This is a genomic window from Longimycelium tulufanense, assembly GCF_014645795.1.
Classification (GTDB): Bacteria; Actinomycetota; Actinomycetes; order Mycobacteriales; family Pseudonocardiaceae; genus Longimycelium; species Longimycelium tulufanense.
Window position 1 is genome coordinate 1 of sequence record NZ_BMMK01000023.1, and the last position, 16386, is coordinate 16386.

16 protein-coding genes and 1 tRNA gene are annotated in these 16386 nt (G+C 69.0%); 12 read left to right on the forward strand and 5 right to left on the reverse strand.

From position 1 onward, the window contains the following. The first annotated feature begins 318 nt into the window (after positions 1-318). The 5 genes from IEY55_RS21225 to IEY55_RS21245 all read left to right on the forward strand — a co-directional run bounded on the left by IEY55_RS21225 (position 319) and on the right by IEY55_RS21245 (position 5929). On the forward strand, positions 319-1971 hold the full coding sequence (locus IEY55_RS21225; RefSeq protein WP_229686604.1) for a peptide ABC transporter substrate-binding protein: 1653 nt from the start codon (positions 319-321) through the stop codon (positions 1969-1971). Positions 1972-2042: 71 nt separating this feature from the next. Next, positions 2043-2969 (forward strand): ABC transporter permease, encoded by a 927-nt coding sequence (locus IEY55_RS21230; RefSeq protein WP_189060277.1) that lies wholly within the window; start codon positions 2043-2045, stop codon positions 2967-2969. Further along, entirely contained in the window at positions 2962-3903 is a 942-nt protein-coding gene (locus IEY55_RS21235) for an ABC transporter permease (protein WP_189060278.1), read from the forward strand. The genes IEY55_RS21230 and IEY55_RS21235 overlap by 8 nt, the downstream gene beginning before the upstream one ends. 15 nt (positions 3904-3918) lie before the next feature. Further along, the gene (locus IEY55_RS21240) at positions 3919-4917 is read left to right on the forward strand and encodes an ABC transporter ATP-binding protein (RefSeq protein WP_189060279.1); all 999 of its coding nucleotides are present in this window, start codon (positions 3919-3921) and stop codon (positions 4915-4917) included. After that, the gene (locus tag IEY55_RS21245) at positions 4910-5929 is read left to right on the forward strand and encodes an ABC transporter ATP-binding protein (protein ID WP_189060280.1); all 1020 of its coding nucleotides are present in this window, start codon (positions 4910-4912) and stop codon (positions 5927-5929) included. The genes IEY55_RS21240 and IEY55_RS21245 overlap by 8 nt, the downstream gene beginning before the upstream one ends. A 76-nt stretch (positions 5930-6005) precedes the next feature. On the opposite strand, the gene IEY55_RS21250 is transcribed toward IEY55_RS21245, so the two are convergent. Then, positions 6006-7493 carry a S10 family peptidase gene (locus IEY55_RS21250; protein WP_189060281.1) on the reverse strand — a complete coding sequence of 496 codons (1488 nt, stop codon included), beginning with the start codon at positions 7491-7493 and terminating at the stop codon, positions 6006-6008. 44 nt (positions 7494-7537) lie between these two features. Between IEY55_RS21250 and IEY55_RS21255 the strand changes: the two genes are divergently transcribed. The 7 genes from IEY55_RS21255 to IEY55_RS21280 all read left to right on the forward strand — a co-directional run bounded on the left by IEY55_RS21255 (position 7538) and on the right by IEY55_RS21280 (position 13094). Further along, on the forward strand, positions 7538-8290 hold the full coding sequence (locus IEY55_RS21255) for a uracil-DNA glycosylase (protein WP_308424773.1): 753 nt from the start codon (positions 7538-7540) through the stop codon (positions 8288-8290). 234 nt (positions 8291-8524) lie between these two features. Continuing rightward, positions 8525-8731 (forward strand): hypothetical protein, encoded by a 207-nt coding sequence (locus tag IEY55_RS21260; protein ID WP_189060283.1) that lies wholly within the window; start codon positions 8525-8527, stop codon positions 8729-8731. Positions 8732-9015: 284 nt separating this feature from the next. Continuing rightward, positions 9016-10344: an NAD(P)/FAD-dependent oxidoreductase gene (locus IEY55_RS21265; protein ID WP_189060284.1), complete on the forward strand. Its 1329-nt coding sequence runs from the start codon at positions 9016-9018 to the stop codon at positions 10342-10344. Positions 10345-10540: 196 nt separating this feature from the next. Next, on the forward strand, positions 10541-10663 hold the full coding sequence (locus IEY55_RS32610; protein WP_268239343.1) for a hypothetical protein: 123 nt from the start codon (positions 10541-10543) through the stop codon (positions 10661-10663). A gap of 2 nt (positions 10664-10665) precedes the next feature. Next, positions 10666-11799, forward strand: coding sequence for an ATP-grasp domain-containing protein (locus IEY55_RS21270; protein WP_229686605.1), 1134 nt, complete (start codon positions 10666-10668; stop codon positions 11797-11799). Continuing rightward, complete coding sequence (locus IEY55_RS21275; RefSeq protein WP_189060285.1) at positions 11780-12883, forward strand: SagB/ThcOx family dehydrogenase; 1104 nt, start codon at positions 11780-11782, stop codon at positions 12881-12883. Before IEY55_RS21270 ends, IEY55_RS21275 begins: the two co-directional genes overlap by 20 nt. Before the next feature lie 137 nt (positions 12884-13020). Continuing rightward, a tRNA-Leu gene (locus IEY55_RS21280) sits at positions 13021-13094 on the forward strand. A gap of 275 nt (positions 13095-13369) precedes the next feature. Here IEY55_RS21280 and IEY55_RS21285 read toward each other — a convergent pair. The 4 genes from IEY55_RS21285 to pqqA all read right to left on the reverse strand — a co-directional run bounded on the left by IEY55_RS21285 (position 13370) and on the right by pqqA (position 16201). Beyond that, positions 13370-14068 carry a hypothetical protein gene (locus IEY55_RS21285; protein WP_189060286.1) on the reverse strand — a complete coding sequence of 233 codons (699 nt, stop codon included), beginning with the start codon at positions 14066-14068 and terminating at the stop codon, positions 13370-13372. 168 nt (positions 14069-14236) lie between these two features. Further along, on the reverse strand, positions 14237-15136 hold the full coding sequence (pqqB, locus tag IEY55_RS21290) for a pyrroloquinoline quinone biosynthesis protein PqqB (protein WP_189060287.1): 900 nt from the start codon (positions 15134-15136) through the stop codon (positions 14237-14239). A 137-nt stretch (positions 15137-15273) separates the two neighbouring features. Beyond that, the gene (pqqC, locus tag IEY55_RS21295; protein WP_189060288.1) at positions 15274-15975 is read right to left on the reverse strand and encodes a pyrroloquinoline-quinone synthase PqqC; all 702 of its coding nucleotides are present in this window, start codon (positions 15973-15975) and stop codon (positions 15274-15276) included. A gap of 100 nt (positions 15976-16075) precedes the next feature. After that, a complete protein-coding gene (gene pqqA, locus IEY55_RS21300; protein ID WP_189060289.1) occupies positions 16076-16201 on the reverse strand; it encodes a pyrroloquinoline quinone precursor peptide PqqA in 126 nt (41 codons plus the stop codon). Positions 16202-16386: the final 185 nt, after the last annotated feature.

Sequence of the window (16386 nt, forward strand, 5' to 3'; positions counted from 1 at the left end):
CTTTCTGACCTTGGCCGCCGCCCTCACCTGCTACAAGAGACTCACCAAGTGAGACACGCTCTAAGGAGCAAGGCATTCGGCCCACCACGTCGCCCCCGAAGGACGAAATTCCGCCGAACGTTCTCACGGTGCGACCCAATCAGCCTACGACCATCTACGGGTACCCCCGATCGTGACTAATTCGTGACGACATCTCCTATGACTGCCCTCACCCGGAATGACTAGGTTCCTCTCGCGTGCGGGCACCGAATCCCGCAGGGCTCGACGTGGCGCCCGGGCGACCTCGGGCTGGCCACCGACGGGGAGGGACGAGGGAACTTGGGCAGGAACACAGGTGCACGGAAGCCGTGGTGGCGCAGCATCTCCGTAGCCGTCCTTCCGGTTGCGCTGGTCGTGGCCGGGTGCGGCGGGGGCGGTTCCACCGGTGGTGGCGGGGCCGGTGACGGTGCCATCTCGGTGTTCGGCACCGAGCCGGAGAACCCGCTGGTGCCCGGGAACACCAACGAGGTCGGCGGTGGCCGCGTCGTGGACGCGTTGTTCACCCGGCTGTTCAGCTACGACAGTGAGAACGCGGAGCCGCGCAAGGCGATGGCCGAGTCGGTCGAGACCACCGACTCCAAGGTCTTCACGATCAAGATCAAGCAGGGCTGGAAGTTCCACGACGGCACCGAGGTCAAGGCCAAGAACTTCGTCGACGCCTGGAACACCACCGCCTACGGCCCGAACGGCTACCAGAACGCCAGCTTCTTCGAGCAGGTGCAGGGCTACGACGACGTGCACCCGGCGGACCCGGACGGCCGCAGCGGTCCGCAGCAGCCGCCGGAGCCCAGGGCCAAGGAGATGTCCGGCCTGAAGGTCCTCGACGACTACAGCTTCGAGGTCACGCTGAAGGAGCCGTTCTCGGTCTTTCCCACCAAGCTCGGCTACTCGGCTTATTCTCCGCTGCCGGACGCGTTCTTCTCCGACAGGGAGGCGTTCGAGAAGCACCCCATCGGCAACGGGCCGTTCGAGTTCGTCTCGCGCCAGGTCAACGCAGAGATCAAGCTGAGGCGGTTCGAGGGCTACCAGGGCGAGGACAAGCCGAAGGTCAAGGACCTGACGTTCCGGATCTACCAGAGCATGGAGTCCGCCTACCAGGACATCCTCGCCGGCACCCTGGACTTCATGGAGCAGGTGCCACCGGCCGCGCTCGCCGGCGGCAAGTACCGCACCGACCTGCCCGACCGCTACCTGGAGAAGGACACGCTGGTGATCGCCAACCTGTCCTTCCCGCAGTACCGGGACGAGTTCACCAATCCCGACCTGCGCAGGGCCATCTCCATGGCCATCAACCGCAAGGAGATCACCGAGCGGATCTTCGAGGGCACCCGTAAGCCGGCGACCGGCTGGGCGGCGCCCGGCCTGAAGGGGTACCAGCCCAACCAGTGCGGGGAGTTCTGCGAGTACGACCCGGAGAAGGCCAAGGAGTACCTGGCGAAGTCCGGGTACAGCGGCAAGATCACCATCCAGTCCAACTCCGACGGCGGGCACAAGGAGTGGATCGAGGCGACCTGCAACAGCATCAAGAACACTCTCGGCCTGGACTGCGTGTTCACCCCGACCACCAGCTTCGGTGAGTTCCGGCAACTGGTGAACTCGCACCAGATGGTCGGTCCGTACCGCACCGGCTGGAAGGCCGACTACCCCTCGATCGAGAACTTCCTCAACCCGCTGTACCGGACGGGTGCCTCGTCCAACGACAACGGCTACACCAACCCCGAGCTCGACGCCAAGCTGGCCGAGGCCGACCGGGCGACCGACGAGGACCAGGCGACCAAGCTCTACCAGGAAGCCGAGCGCATGCTGGCCAAGGACATGGCCACGATCCCGCTGTGGACCTACACATCCACGTCCGGCTTCTCGGACCGTGTCACCAACGTCAAGGTGAGTCCCCTGAACGAGCTGGACCTGGGCGCAATCCAGGTCAAGTGAGCCATGGTCGGCGGCCGGCCCGCGACATGCGGGCCGGCCGCTCGACCACGCCAAGCCGAAGGTGAGAGTGCATGGGTCGCTATGTCCTGCGGCGGCTGCTGCAGTTCATTCCCGTCTTCCTGGGCACGACGTTCCTGATTTACACGATGGTGTGGGCGGTTCCCGGGGACCCGTTCGCCGGCAAGTGCGGCGAACGTCCCTGCCCGGACGCCTTCGTGACGGTCATGACGGAGCGGTTCAACCTGAACGACCCGCTCCTGGTGCAGTACGTGAAGTACCTCGGCCAGCTGCTCCAGGGCAATTTCGGGGAGACGTTCTCCGGGGTCCCGGTGGGGCAGCTCATCGTGGACGCCTATCCCACGACGGTGAAGCTCGCCGTGGTGGCACTGGTCATCGAAGCCGTCATCGGCATCAGCGCCGGCCTGCTGACCGGCCTGCGTGGCCGGGGTTTCCTGGACAACCTGGTGCTGGTCTCGACGCTGTTCCTGATCGCGATCCCGACCTTCGTCACCGGCTACGTGCTGCAGATCCTGCTCGGCCTGAGGTGGGGAATCATCGACCCCACGGTGTCGTCCGAGGCCGCGTGGGGTGAGCTGCTCGTGCCCGGGTTCGTGCTGGGCAGCCTGTCGATGGCCTACGTGGCCCGGCTGACCAGGACCAGCATCGCGGAGAACCTCCGCGCGGACTACGTACGAACCGCGGTCGCCAAGGGCCTGCCCCCGCGCCGGGTCGTGGGGATCCATCTTCTGCGGAACTCGGTCATCCCGGTGATCACGTTCATGGGGACCGACCTGGGTGCGCTGATGGGTGGCGCCATCGTCACCGAGGGCGTCTTCAACATCCGGGGCATCGGTGGGCTGCTCTTCCGCTCGATCCTGACCAAGGAAGGCGTCACCGTCACGGGCGTGGTCACCTTGCTGGTGATCGTCTACCTGCTGATGAACCTGCTGGTCGACGTGCTCTACGCCGTCCTGGACCCAAGGATCCGCTATGACTGAGCCGACCGACGCCATCTCCAGCACGACGAGTCGTGGGGCCTACGCCGCCGCGACGACGGAGGGTCGGCAGCGCGGCCTGTGGTCGGACGCGTGGCGGAACCTGCGTCGCCAACCCACGTTCCTCATCTCGGCGGGGCTGATCCTGCTCGTGCTGGTGATGGCCGCGTTCCCGCAGTTGTTCACCTCGGTCGATCCGACCTACGGCGACCTGTCCCGGCAACGGCAGCTTCCCTCCGTCGACGCCTGGTTCGGCTACGACAACCAGGGCGCGGACATCTATGCCCGGGTGATCTATGGGACTCGGGCATCCGTCGTCGTCGGTGTACTGGCCACGGCAGGGACCGTGTTGATCGGTTCGACGCTGGGAATTCTCGCCGGGTACTACGGAGGATGGCTCGACGCGTTGATGTCACGGGTCGCCGACGTGTTCTTCGGTCTTCCCTTCGTACTCGGTGCGATCGTCATCCTCACCACCCTCAACGCGCCCGGTAGCACCCCGGGACCTGTGCGCATCGTCGCGCAGGTGGTGTTGTCGATCGCCCTGCTGTCCTGGCCGGTGGCGATGCGGATCATGCGTGCCGCGGTGATCTCCGCGAAGCAGAACGACTACGTGAAGGCGGCGCGGGCGCTCGGCGCGAGCTCACGCCGGATCATCTTCCGACACCTGCTGCCGAACTGCCTGGCTCCGGTGCTGGTGTACGCGACCATCGCCTTGGGCGCCTTCATCGGAGTGGAGGCCACCTTGTCCTTCCTGGGACTGGGCCTGCGATCGCCGGTGGTCTCCTGGGGCGTGATGATCAGCGATGCGCGGGACTACGTACGGATCGCCCCGCACCTGCTGCTCTTCCCGGCCGGCTTCCTGACCATGACCGTGCTCGCCTTCGTGATGCTCGGCGACGCCGTGCGCGAGGCGCTGGACCCGAAGCTGAGGTGAAGGATGTCCGCAAGCATGTCCAGAGTGGACGACCAGCCGTTGCTCGTGGTCTCCGACCTGCAGGTCGAGTTCCGGACCTCCGACGGTGTGGCGAAGGTGCTCAACGGGGTCAGCTACCACGTCGACGCCGGGGAGACCATGGCCGTGCTGGGCGAGTCCGGCTCGGGCAAGAGCGTCACGGCCCAGACCATCATGGGAATCCTCGACACCCCACCGGCCCACGTGACCGGCGGTTCGGTGCGGTTCCACGGTGAAGATCTGCTGACCGTGTCCCCGGAGCGACGCCGCGAGGTCCGCGGCAGCGGCATCGCGATGATCTTCCAGGACGCGTTGTCGGCGCTGAACCCGGTGTTCACCATCGGATTCCAAATCGCCGAACAGCTCCGGCTGCGACAGGGAATGACCCGGCGGGAGGCGCGGCGGCGCACCATCGAGCTGCTCGACCTCGTCCGCATTCCGCACGCGGCGCGGCGGGTGGACGAGTACCCGCACGAGTTCTCCGGTGGGATGCGGCAACGCGCGATGATCGCGATGTCGCTGGCGCTGGACCCGGAGGTGCTCATCGCCGACGAGCCCACCACCGCACTGGACGTCACGGTGCAGGCGCAGATCATGGACCTGCTCAAGGAGATCCAGGACGAGCGGCAGATGGGGCTGATCCTCATCACCCACGACCTGGGTGTGGTCGCGGAGGTCGCCGACCGGATCGCGGTGATGTACGCCGGGCGGATCGTGGAGGAGGCGGACGCCCGGTCGCTGTATCGTAGGCCCGCACACCCCTACACCGAGGCCCTGCTGGACTCGATCCCACGGCTGGATCTCAAGGGACAGCAGCTACGGACGATCCGCGGTACGCCACCGAGCCTGTTGAACGTGCCGCCGGGGTGCCCGTTCCACCCGCGGTGCCCGCGGGCGGCCGAACCGTGCCGCACCACACTCCCCACCCGCGTCGCCCTGGGCGTGGGCCGGGCGAGTGCGTGTCACTTCGCCGAGGAGGTGGTCAGCCGTGGCTGAGCCGATCCTGTCCGTCCGCAACCTGGTGAAGCACTTCCCGTTGCGGGTCGGCGTGGTGTTCAAGCGCGTGGTCGGCCACGTCCGGGCGGTCGACGGCGTCTCCTTCGACCTGCACCGCGGGGAGACCCTCGGCGTCGTGGGTGAGTCGGGCTGCGGAAAGTCCACGCTGGCGCAGGTGTTGATGCGACTCGAGCCGCCCACGTCCGGTGCGGTGACGTTCGAGGGCCGCAACATCTTCGACATGCGCGGCGCGGAACTGCGCCGGCTGCGGCGCGACATCCAGATCGTGCTCCAGGATCCGTACACCTCGCTGAACCCGCGGATGACCGTGGGCGACATTGTGGGTGAGCCGTTCGAGATCCACCCCGAGGTAGCGCCGAAAGCCTCCCGGCGGCAACGGGTCCAGGAACTCCTGGATGTCGTGGGCCTCAACCCGGAGCACATCAACCGTTACCCGCACCAGTTCTCCGGCGGGCAACGCCAACGCATCGGGATCGCCCGGGCACTGGCTCTTCGTCCCAAGGTTATCATCTGCGACGAACCGGTCTCCGCGCTCGACGTGTCGATCCAGGCGCAGGTCATGAACCTGCTCGGTGAGCTGCAAACCGAGTTCGGACTGTCCTATGTGTTCATCGCTCACGACCTGTCGGTGGTCCGACACCTTTCCGACCGGGTTGCCGTGATGTACCTGGGAAAGATCGCCGAGATCGGCACCGAGACGAGCATCTACGAACACCCGACTCACCCCTACACGCAGGCGCTGCTCTCGGCGGTGCCGGTGCCGGACCCGGAGTTGCGCGGCCGGCGCGAGGTGATCCGGCTCAGCGGCGACGTGCCCAGCCCGGTCGACCCGCCCTCGGGCTGCCGGTTCCGCACCAGGTGCTGGAAGGCCACCGACCTGTGCGCCGAGCAGGAACCCCCACTCACCCTGCGCCTGGACGGCTCCGATGCCGACCGAGAACACCCCAGCGCCTGCCACTTCGCCGAACCGCGGCCGCACGTGGTTGCCTGAGCGCCGGTGGTCCGGCACCGCGGCGCGCCGAATGGCGCGGGCGCGACGGCAGCACCCGTCGCGCCCGCGCCGCGGCTTACGAGGACGGCGTGGCGGACCGGAGAAACTCGGCGATGTCCGCCGACTGCTGAACCCGGCTCGGCTCGTGCACATACATCATGTGCCCGCCGTGGTAGTACCGGAACTCGATGTTGTCCCGCAGCTCGGCGGGGACGGCGAGACCGGCCATCGTGTGCTCGGCCGCGGCGAACGGTGTGGCGCCGTCGTGGTAACCACATCCAACGTGGACCCGAAGGTGCGGGTTGGCCCGCATCGCGTCGGCCAACTTGTCCGCCACGTTGACGTGGGCGCCCTCGAACTCCTTGTAGGACCACGGCTGCACGCGGTCGGTCAGGATCTCGTACGGCAGGTCGTTGCGATACTCCAGCTCGTTGTGCACGTAGTGGTTCAGTCCGGCCGTGTACGGGCCCATGATTGCTTGCAGGGACGGGTCGTCGGTGAAGTGCTCCCGGCCCGAGTCCGGATCCCACCCGACGAACCGGCCGTCCATCCGGCCCACGACCTGCCGCCGGTCGCGCAACAGCTCGGTGAAGAACCGGATGTGCTCCAGCCGCAGGTTGACCCGGTCCACGTAGTCCTCGCTCAAGCCGGCCAGCGCGGCAACCCGCCGCACCGCCTCGGCCCGCTCCTCCGCGGACAGCCGGGCGCCCCGCGCCAGCGCCCAGGGGTAGTCGCGCTCGGCGTACTCCACTGCCTCGGCCACGACCTCGCCCAGCGGACGGGAACCGTGACGACCGTGGTAGTGCGCGATCGCCGCATAGGTCGGCAGGAACAGGGCATAGGGTAGGTCGTTGCCGGGAGTGAACCGGATCGTGCCCATGTCCAGAACGGCGGAGATCAGGACCAGGCCGTTGAGGTACATGCCGTACCGGGACTGCAGGTGGTCGGCCAGCGCGGCGGCGCGCAGCGTGCCGTACGACTCGCCGGCCAGAAACTTCGGTGACATCCACCGCCCGTGCCGTGAGGTCCACAGCCGGATGATCTCGCCGACCGACTCCAGGTCGCCCTGGAAACCGTGGTAGTCGGCGGGTTTCTCGCCCTTGACCGTTCGCGAGTACCCGGTGGAGACCGGGTCGATGAACACCAGATCGCTGTGTGCCAACAGGGTCTCGGCGTTGTCGGCCAGGCCGTAGGGCGGCGGCAGCGGGTTGCCCGCGTCGCCCGTCAGCACCCGGCGCGGGCCGAACAGGCCCAGGTGCAGCCACACGCTGGACGAGCCCGGGCCGCCGTTGAAGGCGAATGTCACCGGGCGGCCGGTCGGGTCCGCGTCGTCGAGGGTGTAGGTGGTGACGAACACCTCCGCCTTCGGCAGGTGGCCGTCGAACTTCCCGTCGTTGAGCACCTCCTTGCGGAGCACCACACGCCCCGCCGTGGCGGTGTAGGCGAGCTCGCGCCCGGCCGCCCGCACGGTGTGCCGGGTGGTGACCAGGTCGTCCGCCGGCTCCACCTCGGCAGGCGCTGCGGGGGCGTCGGCCCGCTTCTCCGTCGCATCCTGCGTTGACATGAGGGCACCCTATGGGGGTAGCGACCGAGGGGGAGGATGAACGGGTGCACCGGCCACTGCTCGATCCCGCCGCCACCGCGGCGGCCGCGCCCGATCTGGACACCCTGGACGAACTGGTCACGCACTGCCGTGCCTGCCCGAGGCTGGTGCGGTGGCGGGAGGAGGTGGCCCGGGTACGCCGCGCCGCCTTCCGCGAGCAGGTGTACTGGGGTCGCCCGGTGCCGGGGTTCGGGCCGGCCGACGCGCGGATCGTGGTCGTCGGGCTCGCGCCCGCCGCGCACGGTGCGAACCGGACGGGCCGGATGTTCACCGGGGACCGCTCCGGCGACGTGCTGTACGCCGCGCTGCACGAGGTGGGGCTGGCCTCGCAGCCGGTCGCGGTGAGCCGGGACGACGGGCTGGAGCTGTTCGGCACCCGGATCACCGCGCCCGTGCGGTGCGCCCCGCCGGAGAACCGGCCGACCCCGGGGGAGCGGGACAACTGCCGGGCCTGGCTGGCCCGGGAGCTGGAGCTGCTACGCCCCAACCTGCGCGTGGTCGTCGTGCTCGGCGGGTTCGGCTGGCAGGCCGTCCTGCCGGTGCTCCACGCCGCCGGCTGGCCGGTGCCCACGCCGCGACCGCGGTTCGGGCACGGGGTGCACCTGACCCTGCCGAGCGCCGCGGGCGGGCGCGATCTGCACGTGCTCGGCTGCTACCACGTCAGCCAGCAGAACACGTTCACCGGCCGGCTCACCCCGGCGATGCTCCAGGACCTGTTGCGGGAGGCGGCTCGCCTCGCCGGGATCGAGGCTCGGTAGTGCTTCCCGGCTCGGGAGAAGCTCGGTTCGCCTGCTCTCGCTGTTCCGCGGCCCGTCCCGGGCGCTGACTCACGACCTTCGCCTGCTGGCCGTTCCCGAGCGCTCCACCGGATTCGAATACCTGCACTGCGGTTCCTCACCTCGGCCCCGAATGGCTAACCTCGGTCACGGCGCAGGACCGCCGCGCTGGGGGGTCAACGGGATGAGCCTTGGTGGTCGAAGGAGCCGTGCCTCGTGGCCGCGCTGTCCGCGGTTGGTCCCTGGCTGTTCCTGATGGCCCTCTTCCTGCTCCTCGCCTCGGCTTTCGGGTCGGCCCTGGCCTTGCTGAGCAAGATCCTCGCGACACCTGGCCGGGACGTGCGGGTCCGGGTCGGGCTGTTCCCCAGGCCGGGCATCGAGATCGACGTCAGGAATTCACCTCGACGTAAGGGTTCGCGGTGAGCTTTCCATGGTGACGGGAGGCACCGTCGGCGGTTGTCTCACCAGCGCTGCGCACGGATGTGCGCACCGGAGCCGCCCGACCGGCGGAGCACTGGTGACGCTATGTGGATCAAGGATCCGGGTCGATTTTTCGGCGCACACCCGTGCTGGATCCATTTGGCTGCGAGAAAGCACCAGGTCAGTGGGGGGGTCGCTGGACCGGTGTGATCTGGCTCTACAACCGGGATCACAGGGTTGTGGGCCGTGTCAAGCGACTGGTTGGGTGCGGTGCGACCATGTCAGCCATGGCAGCAGGTAAGAGCGGTCCCACCCGGATCCTCGTGGCCGGCGGTGGCTACGTCGGCATGTACACCGCGCTGCGGTTGCAGTCGAAGCTCCGGCGACGCGAGGCGTCGGTGACCGTCGTTGACCCGCAGCCGCACATGACCTACCAGCCGTTCCTCCCCGAAGCGGCGGCCGGGTCCATCGAGCCGCGGCACGTGGTCGTGCCGCTGCGGAAGGTGCTCCGCAAGTGCAACGTCCTGACCGGGCGGATCACCAAGATCGAGCACGGCCGCAAGACCGCGATCGTCGAGTCGCCGGACGGCCACACCGAGGAGCACTCCTACGACATCCTCGTGGTGGCGCTCGGGTCGGTCGCCAGGACGCTGCCGATCCCCGGGCTCGCCGAGCAGGGGATCGCCGCCCGGACCATCGGCGAGGCGATCTACCTGCGTAACCACGTGCTCTCCCGGCTGGATGCCGCGGCCACGACCAACGACGAGGAACTGCGCCGCCGGTTGCTGACGTTCCTGGTGATCGGCGGTGGCTTCGCGGGCACCGAGACGCTGGCCGAGCTCGAGGACATGGCGCGTTACGCGACGCGCTACTACCCGAACCTCGAACCCAAGGACATGCGCTGGGTCCTGGTGGACGCGGCCAACCGCATCCTGCCCGAGGTGAGCCCGAAGATGGGCGTCTACACCGTCGAGCAGCTGATGAAGCGCGGTATCGAGGTCTACCTGGAGACCCTGGTCAAGTCGATGGAGGGCGGCCACGTCGTCCTCAGTGACGGCACCGAGTTCGACGCCGACACGATCATCTGGACCGCCGGTGTCAAGGCCAACCCGGTGCTCGCCAACACCGACCTCCCGCTCGACCAGCGAGGCCGCCTGCGTTGCACGGCGTCCCTACAGGTCGAGGGGATGCCGGACGCCTGGGCGGCCGGCGACTGCACCGCCGTGCCGGATCTGTCCGCCACCGAGGAGGACCCGAACGCCACCTGCGTGCCCAACGCCCAGCACGCGGTGCGGCAGGCCAACCAGCTGGCGAAGAACCTGATCGCCACGCTGCGCGGGCGCAAGGCCAAGGATTACTACCACCGCTACGCCGGCTCGGTGGCCGGCCTCGGCCTCTACAAGGGCGTGGCCGACGTCTACGGGATCAAGCTCAAGGGCTACCCGGCGTGGGCGATGCACCGCGCGTACCACGTCAGCCGGATGCCGACGTTCAACCGGAAGTTCCGGATCATGCTCGACTGGGCGCTGGCGTTGTTGTTCCGCCGTGAGGTGATCTCGCTGGGCCAGATCAACGAGCCCAAGCGGGAGTTCGAACGGGTGGCCAAAGGCGCCTGAACGGAGTAGCGACGCACCCGCAGGGTGAGCGGCTGGCCGGAATCGGCCGCCCGACTTCCGCGCAGCGCGTGACAAAACTGAGCCGGTGCGGTGACGAACTCACCGCACCGGCTTGACTTTGCGTTAGGTGAAACCGAGACTACACAAGGTATATCACCTGAACGTGTGAACGCCGCGTGTGGGAGAGGTGAGCGCCATGTCGCTGCAGGAGCTGGCGGCCCGGGTTCGCCGGGGTGACGTCGCGGACGGCGCGCTGGCCGAGTACGCGTCGGAGTACGCCCGCGCGAACAAAATCTACGCCCGGAAGAAGGACGACTGACCGTGCCGGGGGCCGGGCGGGCCGGGCCGGACGATCCGCCCCCACCCGGTCCTCCGCCGGCACGCCTGGCCGCGGACGCCTGGCCCGCGCCGCTACTGCTGCAGGGGCAGGACTACTTCTTCCGCGCCCCCACCACGAACCTGGACTTCCAGGAACGTGTCCACCGCACCGGGCTGGTCACTGATCCGTCGGCCGAGCCGGTGCCCTGCGTGCTGGTCCTGGCCCGCGCGGCGGACATGGAGATGAACGAGCTGTCCCTCGCGCTGGCCGAGCACGGGGTACGGATGGCGCGCGTCGACGTCGACCGGTGCCTGGACCTCGCCCTCACCGTCTACGTCGACGCCCCGCTGCTGGAGCTGGAGCGGTGGCTGCTGCGGCCGGTGCTCACCTGGCGCCGGCACTTCGACATCACCGCGCTGCCGGTCGACCCGCGCACCGTCGCCGGCGCCTACGCGCGCGGGCAGTGGCAGGCCACCGCCGACTGGCTTGCCCGCCGCGCGGACTGGGAGCACATCAACCCCGTCGGTGCCGGTCAGCTGGACCGGCTCACCCAGCTCACCGACGCCGCCCGGTTCGGGCTGACCGTTCCGCGCACCGCCGTCACCACCTGGCCCGGCCGTAGCCGGCCGGGCGGCGACCGTTGCGTGGTCAAGAGCACCGGCCACCACCTGCTGGAGCCGCGCCCGGGCGCGATGCACGGGTTGTTTCCACGCCCGTTGGACGTCAACCGCGCCGGGGAGGCGCCGGAACCGGCGCCCGTCATCGTGCAGCAGTATTTCGAGGCCGAGTACGAGTTACGGGTGTTCGTCGTCGGTGAGCGGCTGATCGCATATCGGGTACGGAAGGCTGATCCGGCCCAGCTTTGGGTCGACCCGGAGGCCGTCACGGTGGACCGCACGCGTGTCGGGGAGGGGTTGGGTGCGAGACTTCTCGCGCTGGCACGGCACTGGCGGCTGCACGTCGCCGCCTTCGACCTGCTCGTCGTCGGCGGTGATCACGTTTTCCTCGAGGTGAACGTGAACTGCGACTGGCGCTGGTTCGAGCACCGGGCGGAGACCACCGAGGTCTCCGACGCCGTGCACTCGTGGGTGGTCCATCGGTTCGAGGAGCTGCGGTATGCGGGTCAAGGTCGCTGAGTACGCGGCCCTTTTCTACGACCGTGGCCGGCTGGTGTGGGACGACTACCTGCACCACCGGCAGTTCGAGCTGACCGAGGTCGCCGAGCGGGTCTGTCGCGCGTTCGCCCGCTTCGCCGACCCGGAGGACGTGTGCGCCGACCTCGAGCCCGAGGACGCCGCCGCGGTGCGCAAGGTGGTCGCCGAGCTGGTCGAGGCCAAGGTGCTGGTGGTGGAGGGCTCACCGGAGCATGGCGAGGAACAGGCGCTGCTGGCGGCCTGGGGCGACTGGGGCGCCTCGGCCCGGCACTTCCACTTCGCTAGCCGCACCCTCGGCGACAGCCGCTACGCCAGCTGGCAGGAACAGGACGTCGAGCTGGACGAGAAGCTGGCCGGCAGCCCACCGCCCCCGCCGTTCAAGAGCGTCGGGACGACGCCGGTGGAGCTGCCCAAGGGCAACGGGCTACCCGGGTGGGCGAACCGGCCGCTGCTGCACGTGCTGCTGGAGCGGCGCACCACCCGGCGCTTCGGCCCGGAGGCGCTGGACCTGGCCGAGCTGGGGCACCTGCTGCGCGTCGTCGGGGGTCCGCTGCCGGTGAAGGGCGCGATCAGCAGGTCCGGCACCGTGCTGAAGACCACGCCCTCGGGCGGCGGCCGACATCCCGTCGAGCTGTACCTGCACGCCTCGCGCGTCAGCGGCCTGGAACCGGGCTGGTACCACTATGACGCCGCCCGGCACGTTCTGGAGCCGCTGGGCGCGACCTGGACGCCGGAACAGGTCACGGCCTCGGCCGGGGACCAGGAGTGGGTAGGCGAGGCGGCCGCGGCGATCTACTACACCGCGGTGCTGGGCCGGACCCGGTGGAAGTACGACACCGCGCGGGCCTACCGGATCGTGCAGATGGACGTGGGGCACCTGTCGCAGACCGCCTACCTGGTGGCGACCGCGATGGGGCTCGGTGTGGGCTTCACCGCCGCGCTGCGGGACGAGTTGGTCGAGGAGGTCCTCGGCTGTGATCCCAACCACGAGATCGTGCTCGGGATCACCGCACTGGGTCGGCATGCGCGCCGGCGCGCCGGCGCGTCCCGCCCAGCACCGAGTTGATCAGCGGCGATGGTTCCTCCGGCAGGGGTGCGGCATTGCTCCATGCGGCCGAACGCGCACGCTTGGTGACTCGGCCGTGCGGGCGAGTTGTGCGGAACACGCTCCGCCAGAGGCGTCGAACGTCCTAGGCTCCCTCTGCCCCCGTAGCCCAATCGGTAGAGGCAGGCCCCTTAAAAGGGTCCCAGTGTCGGTTCGAATCCGATCGGGGGCACCCAGCGTGATCATGGATGATCGCCCCTCGACCGGGTCTGACCCGGTCGAGGGGCGATCCCGTCCAGTCCGGTGATCACCGGCGTTGTCCGGCCATGTCCGGCGATCCTTGCCATGTTTCTGCCCAAGTTTCGCGGCTACGCTCCGCGCAGGGCCTCCAGGATCCGGCGCTTGGCGGTCTGCTGCCCGGCCAGAACCCAGGCATAGATCCGGTTCAGGACCGTCAGGCTGTGGCCACTCCACTTGCCGGCCGTCTTGGGGGCAGCGTTCCGTGAGCTACCGCCGACGTGTGGGGTCGTATGCCTCGGCGAGCGCATCGACGTCCTTGCGGCGGAGGTTCCGCAGGTGAGCGGACTCCTCGCAGGTGAGGTCCAGGACATAGATGCTGTCGTAGTTCGCGTAGCGGCGGAAACCAATGCTCTCCCAGAGCGCGTCGAGCTTGACGCAGGCTTGCCTCCACTGCTCCTCCGCGGTGAGGCGCTCGTCGTCGCGACGCTCGGTGGGTCGTGGGGCGACGACAGCCGCACAGCAGCCGCCGCCGAGGGTCCAGATCGCTTCGGCCGCAAGGGCGGGGCCGATGCCGAAACCCCGCCACGCCTCGTCGAGACGAGCCCGATAGAGGACCAGGAGGTCACCGGAGGGGGACTCGACAGCGTCCTTGAACGGCTGGCGGTAGCCCCCATACCCCGCGTCAAAGATGCCCAGGACTGTGTTGCTCAGTTCCAGGTCATAGTCCTCGGCGGCGGACAAGGGGCAGTACCGGTCGTTCTCGCGCAGCCGGATCAGCGTCAGCGACCCGACCTCGCGTCCTTCCATGCGCCGCTGGCTGTCCTTCAGGACCACCGAGACCGTCCACTCCTCGAGAGCATCATGGAACTCCCAGGGCATCGCGGGCTGCGACAGCCGGTACTCCAGGTCCAACAGGCCGGGGTTGCCGGGTAGCTCGTCAGCAGCGCGTCGGGATGCGGCAGTCACCCGCAGAACCTACCCGCGGAAAGCGTCGGAGCGCGCAGGAGTTTGCGCAGGTGGATGGCGGGACCCGGGCAGACTGCCGGCGGGGCCGGGGGCGCGGTGTCTGCCGGGGGTCCGACGTCGCTCCGGAGGGGTCGGCCGGAGCGACGTCGGGGCCTTGAGGCGGCCGAGTCACAGTTCGAGCTCGGTGCCGTCGTCGAGGATCTCGACACCGGCGGCCAGGACGGTGGCGCGCTCGGGCGATGCAGCGTCGAGAACTGGATTGGTGTTGTTGAGGTGGGTGTAGATCCGGCGCAGCCGGGTGTACCGGGCCAACCGGGCCAGGCTGCCGTCGGGGCCATCGATGGGAACGTGCCCCATCGCCCGTTGCGCGCCATCGCCCACCTGCCGCCCGGTCGCCCCGGACATCTCCTCCGGTCCGTAGAACGTGCCGTCCAGCAGCAGGCAGTCGGCCGTGTCCAGCACCTCATCGAACCGATCCGGCCACTCGGCCAGGCAGGGCGCGTAGAGCAAAGTTCCACCGGTCACCGGATCGGTGACGCGGAAGGCGACGACCCACCAACCATCCACAGTGGATGACGCCGCGTACTTGGGTCGCTTCCGGCCAACCGGTATGGCGGCCACCTGCAAGCCATCAACCTCGAACTCCACGCCGGGCTCGACACCGACCCACCGGGCGCCGCCATAGCGATCCAGCAGCCCCTGGAGCGGCAGCTCCGACCGCAGCGCCGACAGGACCGGCTCGGTTCCGTACACCCGCGAGCCAACGCCCTCGCGCAACGACACAAGGCCCAACGCGTGATCCAGCTCCGCGTCGGTCAACAGCACGCCACGCAGCGGTGTCTCCCGCGGCCCGGGACCGGGCGCCAGCGGGGCGGCGGCCAACACCTGTGACCGGATATCGGGCGATGCGTTGAGCAACCACCAGCGCCGGCCGTCGGCGCTGACGGCCACGCAGTCCTGGCTTCGGGCCGGCAACCCGGGCTTGCCGGCCCGAACACACATCCGGCAGGCGCAGTTCCACTGCGGGAACCCGCCGCCCGCCGCGGTCCCCAGTAACACCACGCGCATTCCGCGTCTCCCTTCCTGCCCAGCTCAGGCATCGAATCTGAGGAGGCGAGGCGTGAGTGCGGTGGAGCCGCGGGGCGAGATCACATGCCGTGATCACGCATCGCGGGTGCCCGTTTACGCCCGCGACAGCCACCCTGTCACGACTGCAGTTGCTTGCAGGCGTAGTCAATGCTGTCCAGCACCGCCTGCAACACGTCGCACTTGAAAGCCAGCGCAGCCACCGCGGCGTCCTGCTGCTCCCTCGTCTCGCAGCTCCGCACGACAATGTCCAAGGTGGACCTGCCTTCGCCGGAGATCACCCCGAGCCGGGACATGAAGTAGGCGAAACCCGCCTCACCGATCCACGGGTAGTGCAGGCGCATATCGGCCAGCCGGCGCCGCATCAGGTTCGGCGAGAACATCTCGGTCAACCCGGAGGCGACCCCCTCGATCCAGGACCGGGTGCGGGCGAACGTCACGTAGGCGTCCACGGCGAACCGCACCCCGGGCAGCACGTGCCGCTGGTCCAGCACCTCCGCCCGGTCCAGGCCGACCGCCTCGGCCAGCCGCAGCCAGTTCTCCGCGCCCCCCTCACCCGCTGCCCGGCCGTCGTGGTAGACGATCCGCTCCAGCCACATCCGGCGCACCTCCGGCACCGGGCAGCTGGCGATGATCGCGCCGTCCTTCTGCGGCAGCTGGCACTGGTAGTACCACCGGTTCGCCGCCCACAGCTGCAGTTCGGGCTTGGTCAGCGCCCCGGCGTGCAGCCGACGGTGGAAGGGGTGACGGTCCCAGTAGCGGTCGGAGAGATCGCGCAGCGCGGCGATGAAGTCGGCTTCGGACAGGAGTTCACGTGCCATTCCGAACACGTCGGCGATCCGCACCGGTCGGGTGAAGCGGTGGCCGGAGGTGTTCACTTCTTCGAGTGATCATCCGGCCACCGCAGTCGGCGATCCGGCGTCACCGCCGGGCGACGTACCCCGTCACCTCCATGGGCGTGTCGTACTCGGTGACGTCCGGCCGGACCCAGCTGGGCCGGGTGTCCTCGGCCGGGGCGGGGGTACGGGTCGGGCGGTCCTCGGTCATCTGCCTCACTCCCTCGAGGTCGCGACGGCGTGGAAGTCCCGGACGCCAGCGGCTACGCCGGGCGGCCCAAGGTAGTTCGGCCGTGCCGGTGGCGGACAGAACTGCCCGGGTGAAGCAGGCCCGCGCGCCGGGTGAGAACGTGGTGACCGTTCGTGATCACGCGGCCGATCGGGCGCCGGCCGCGG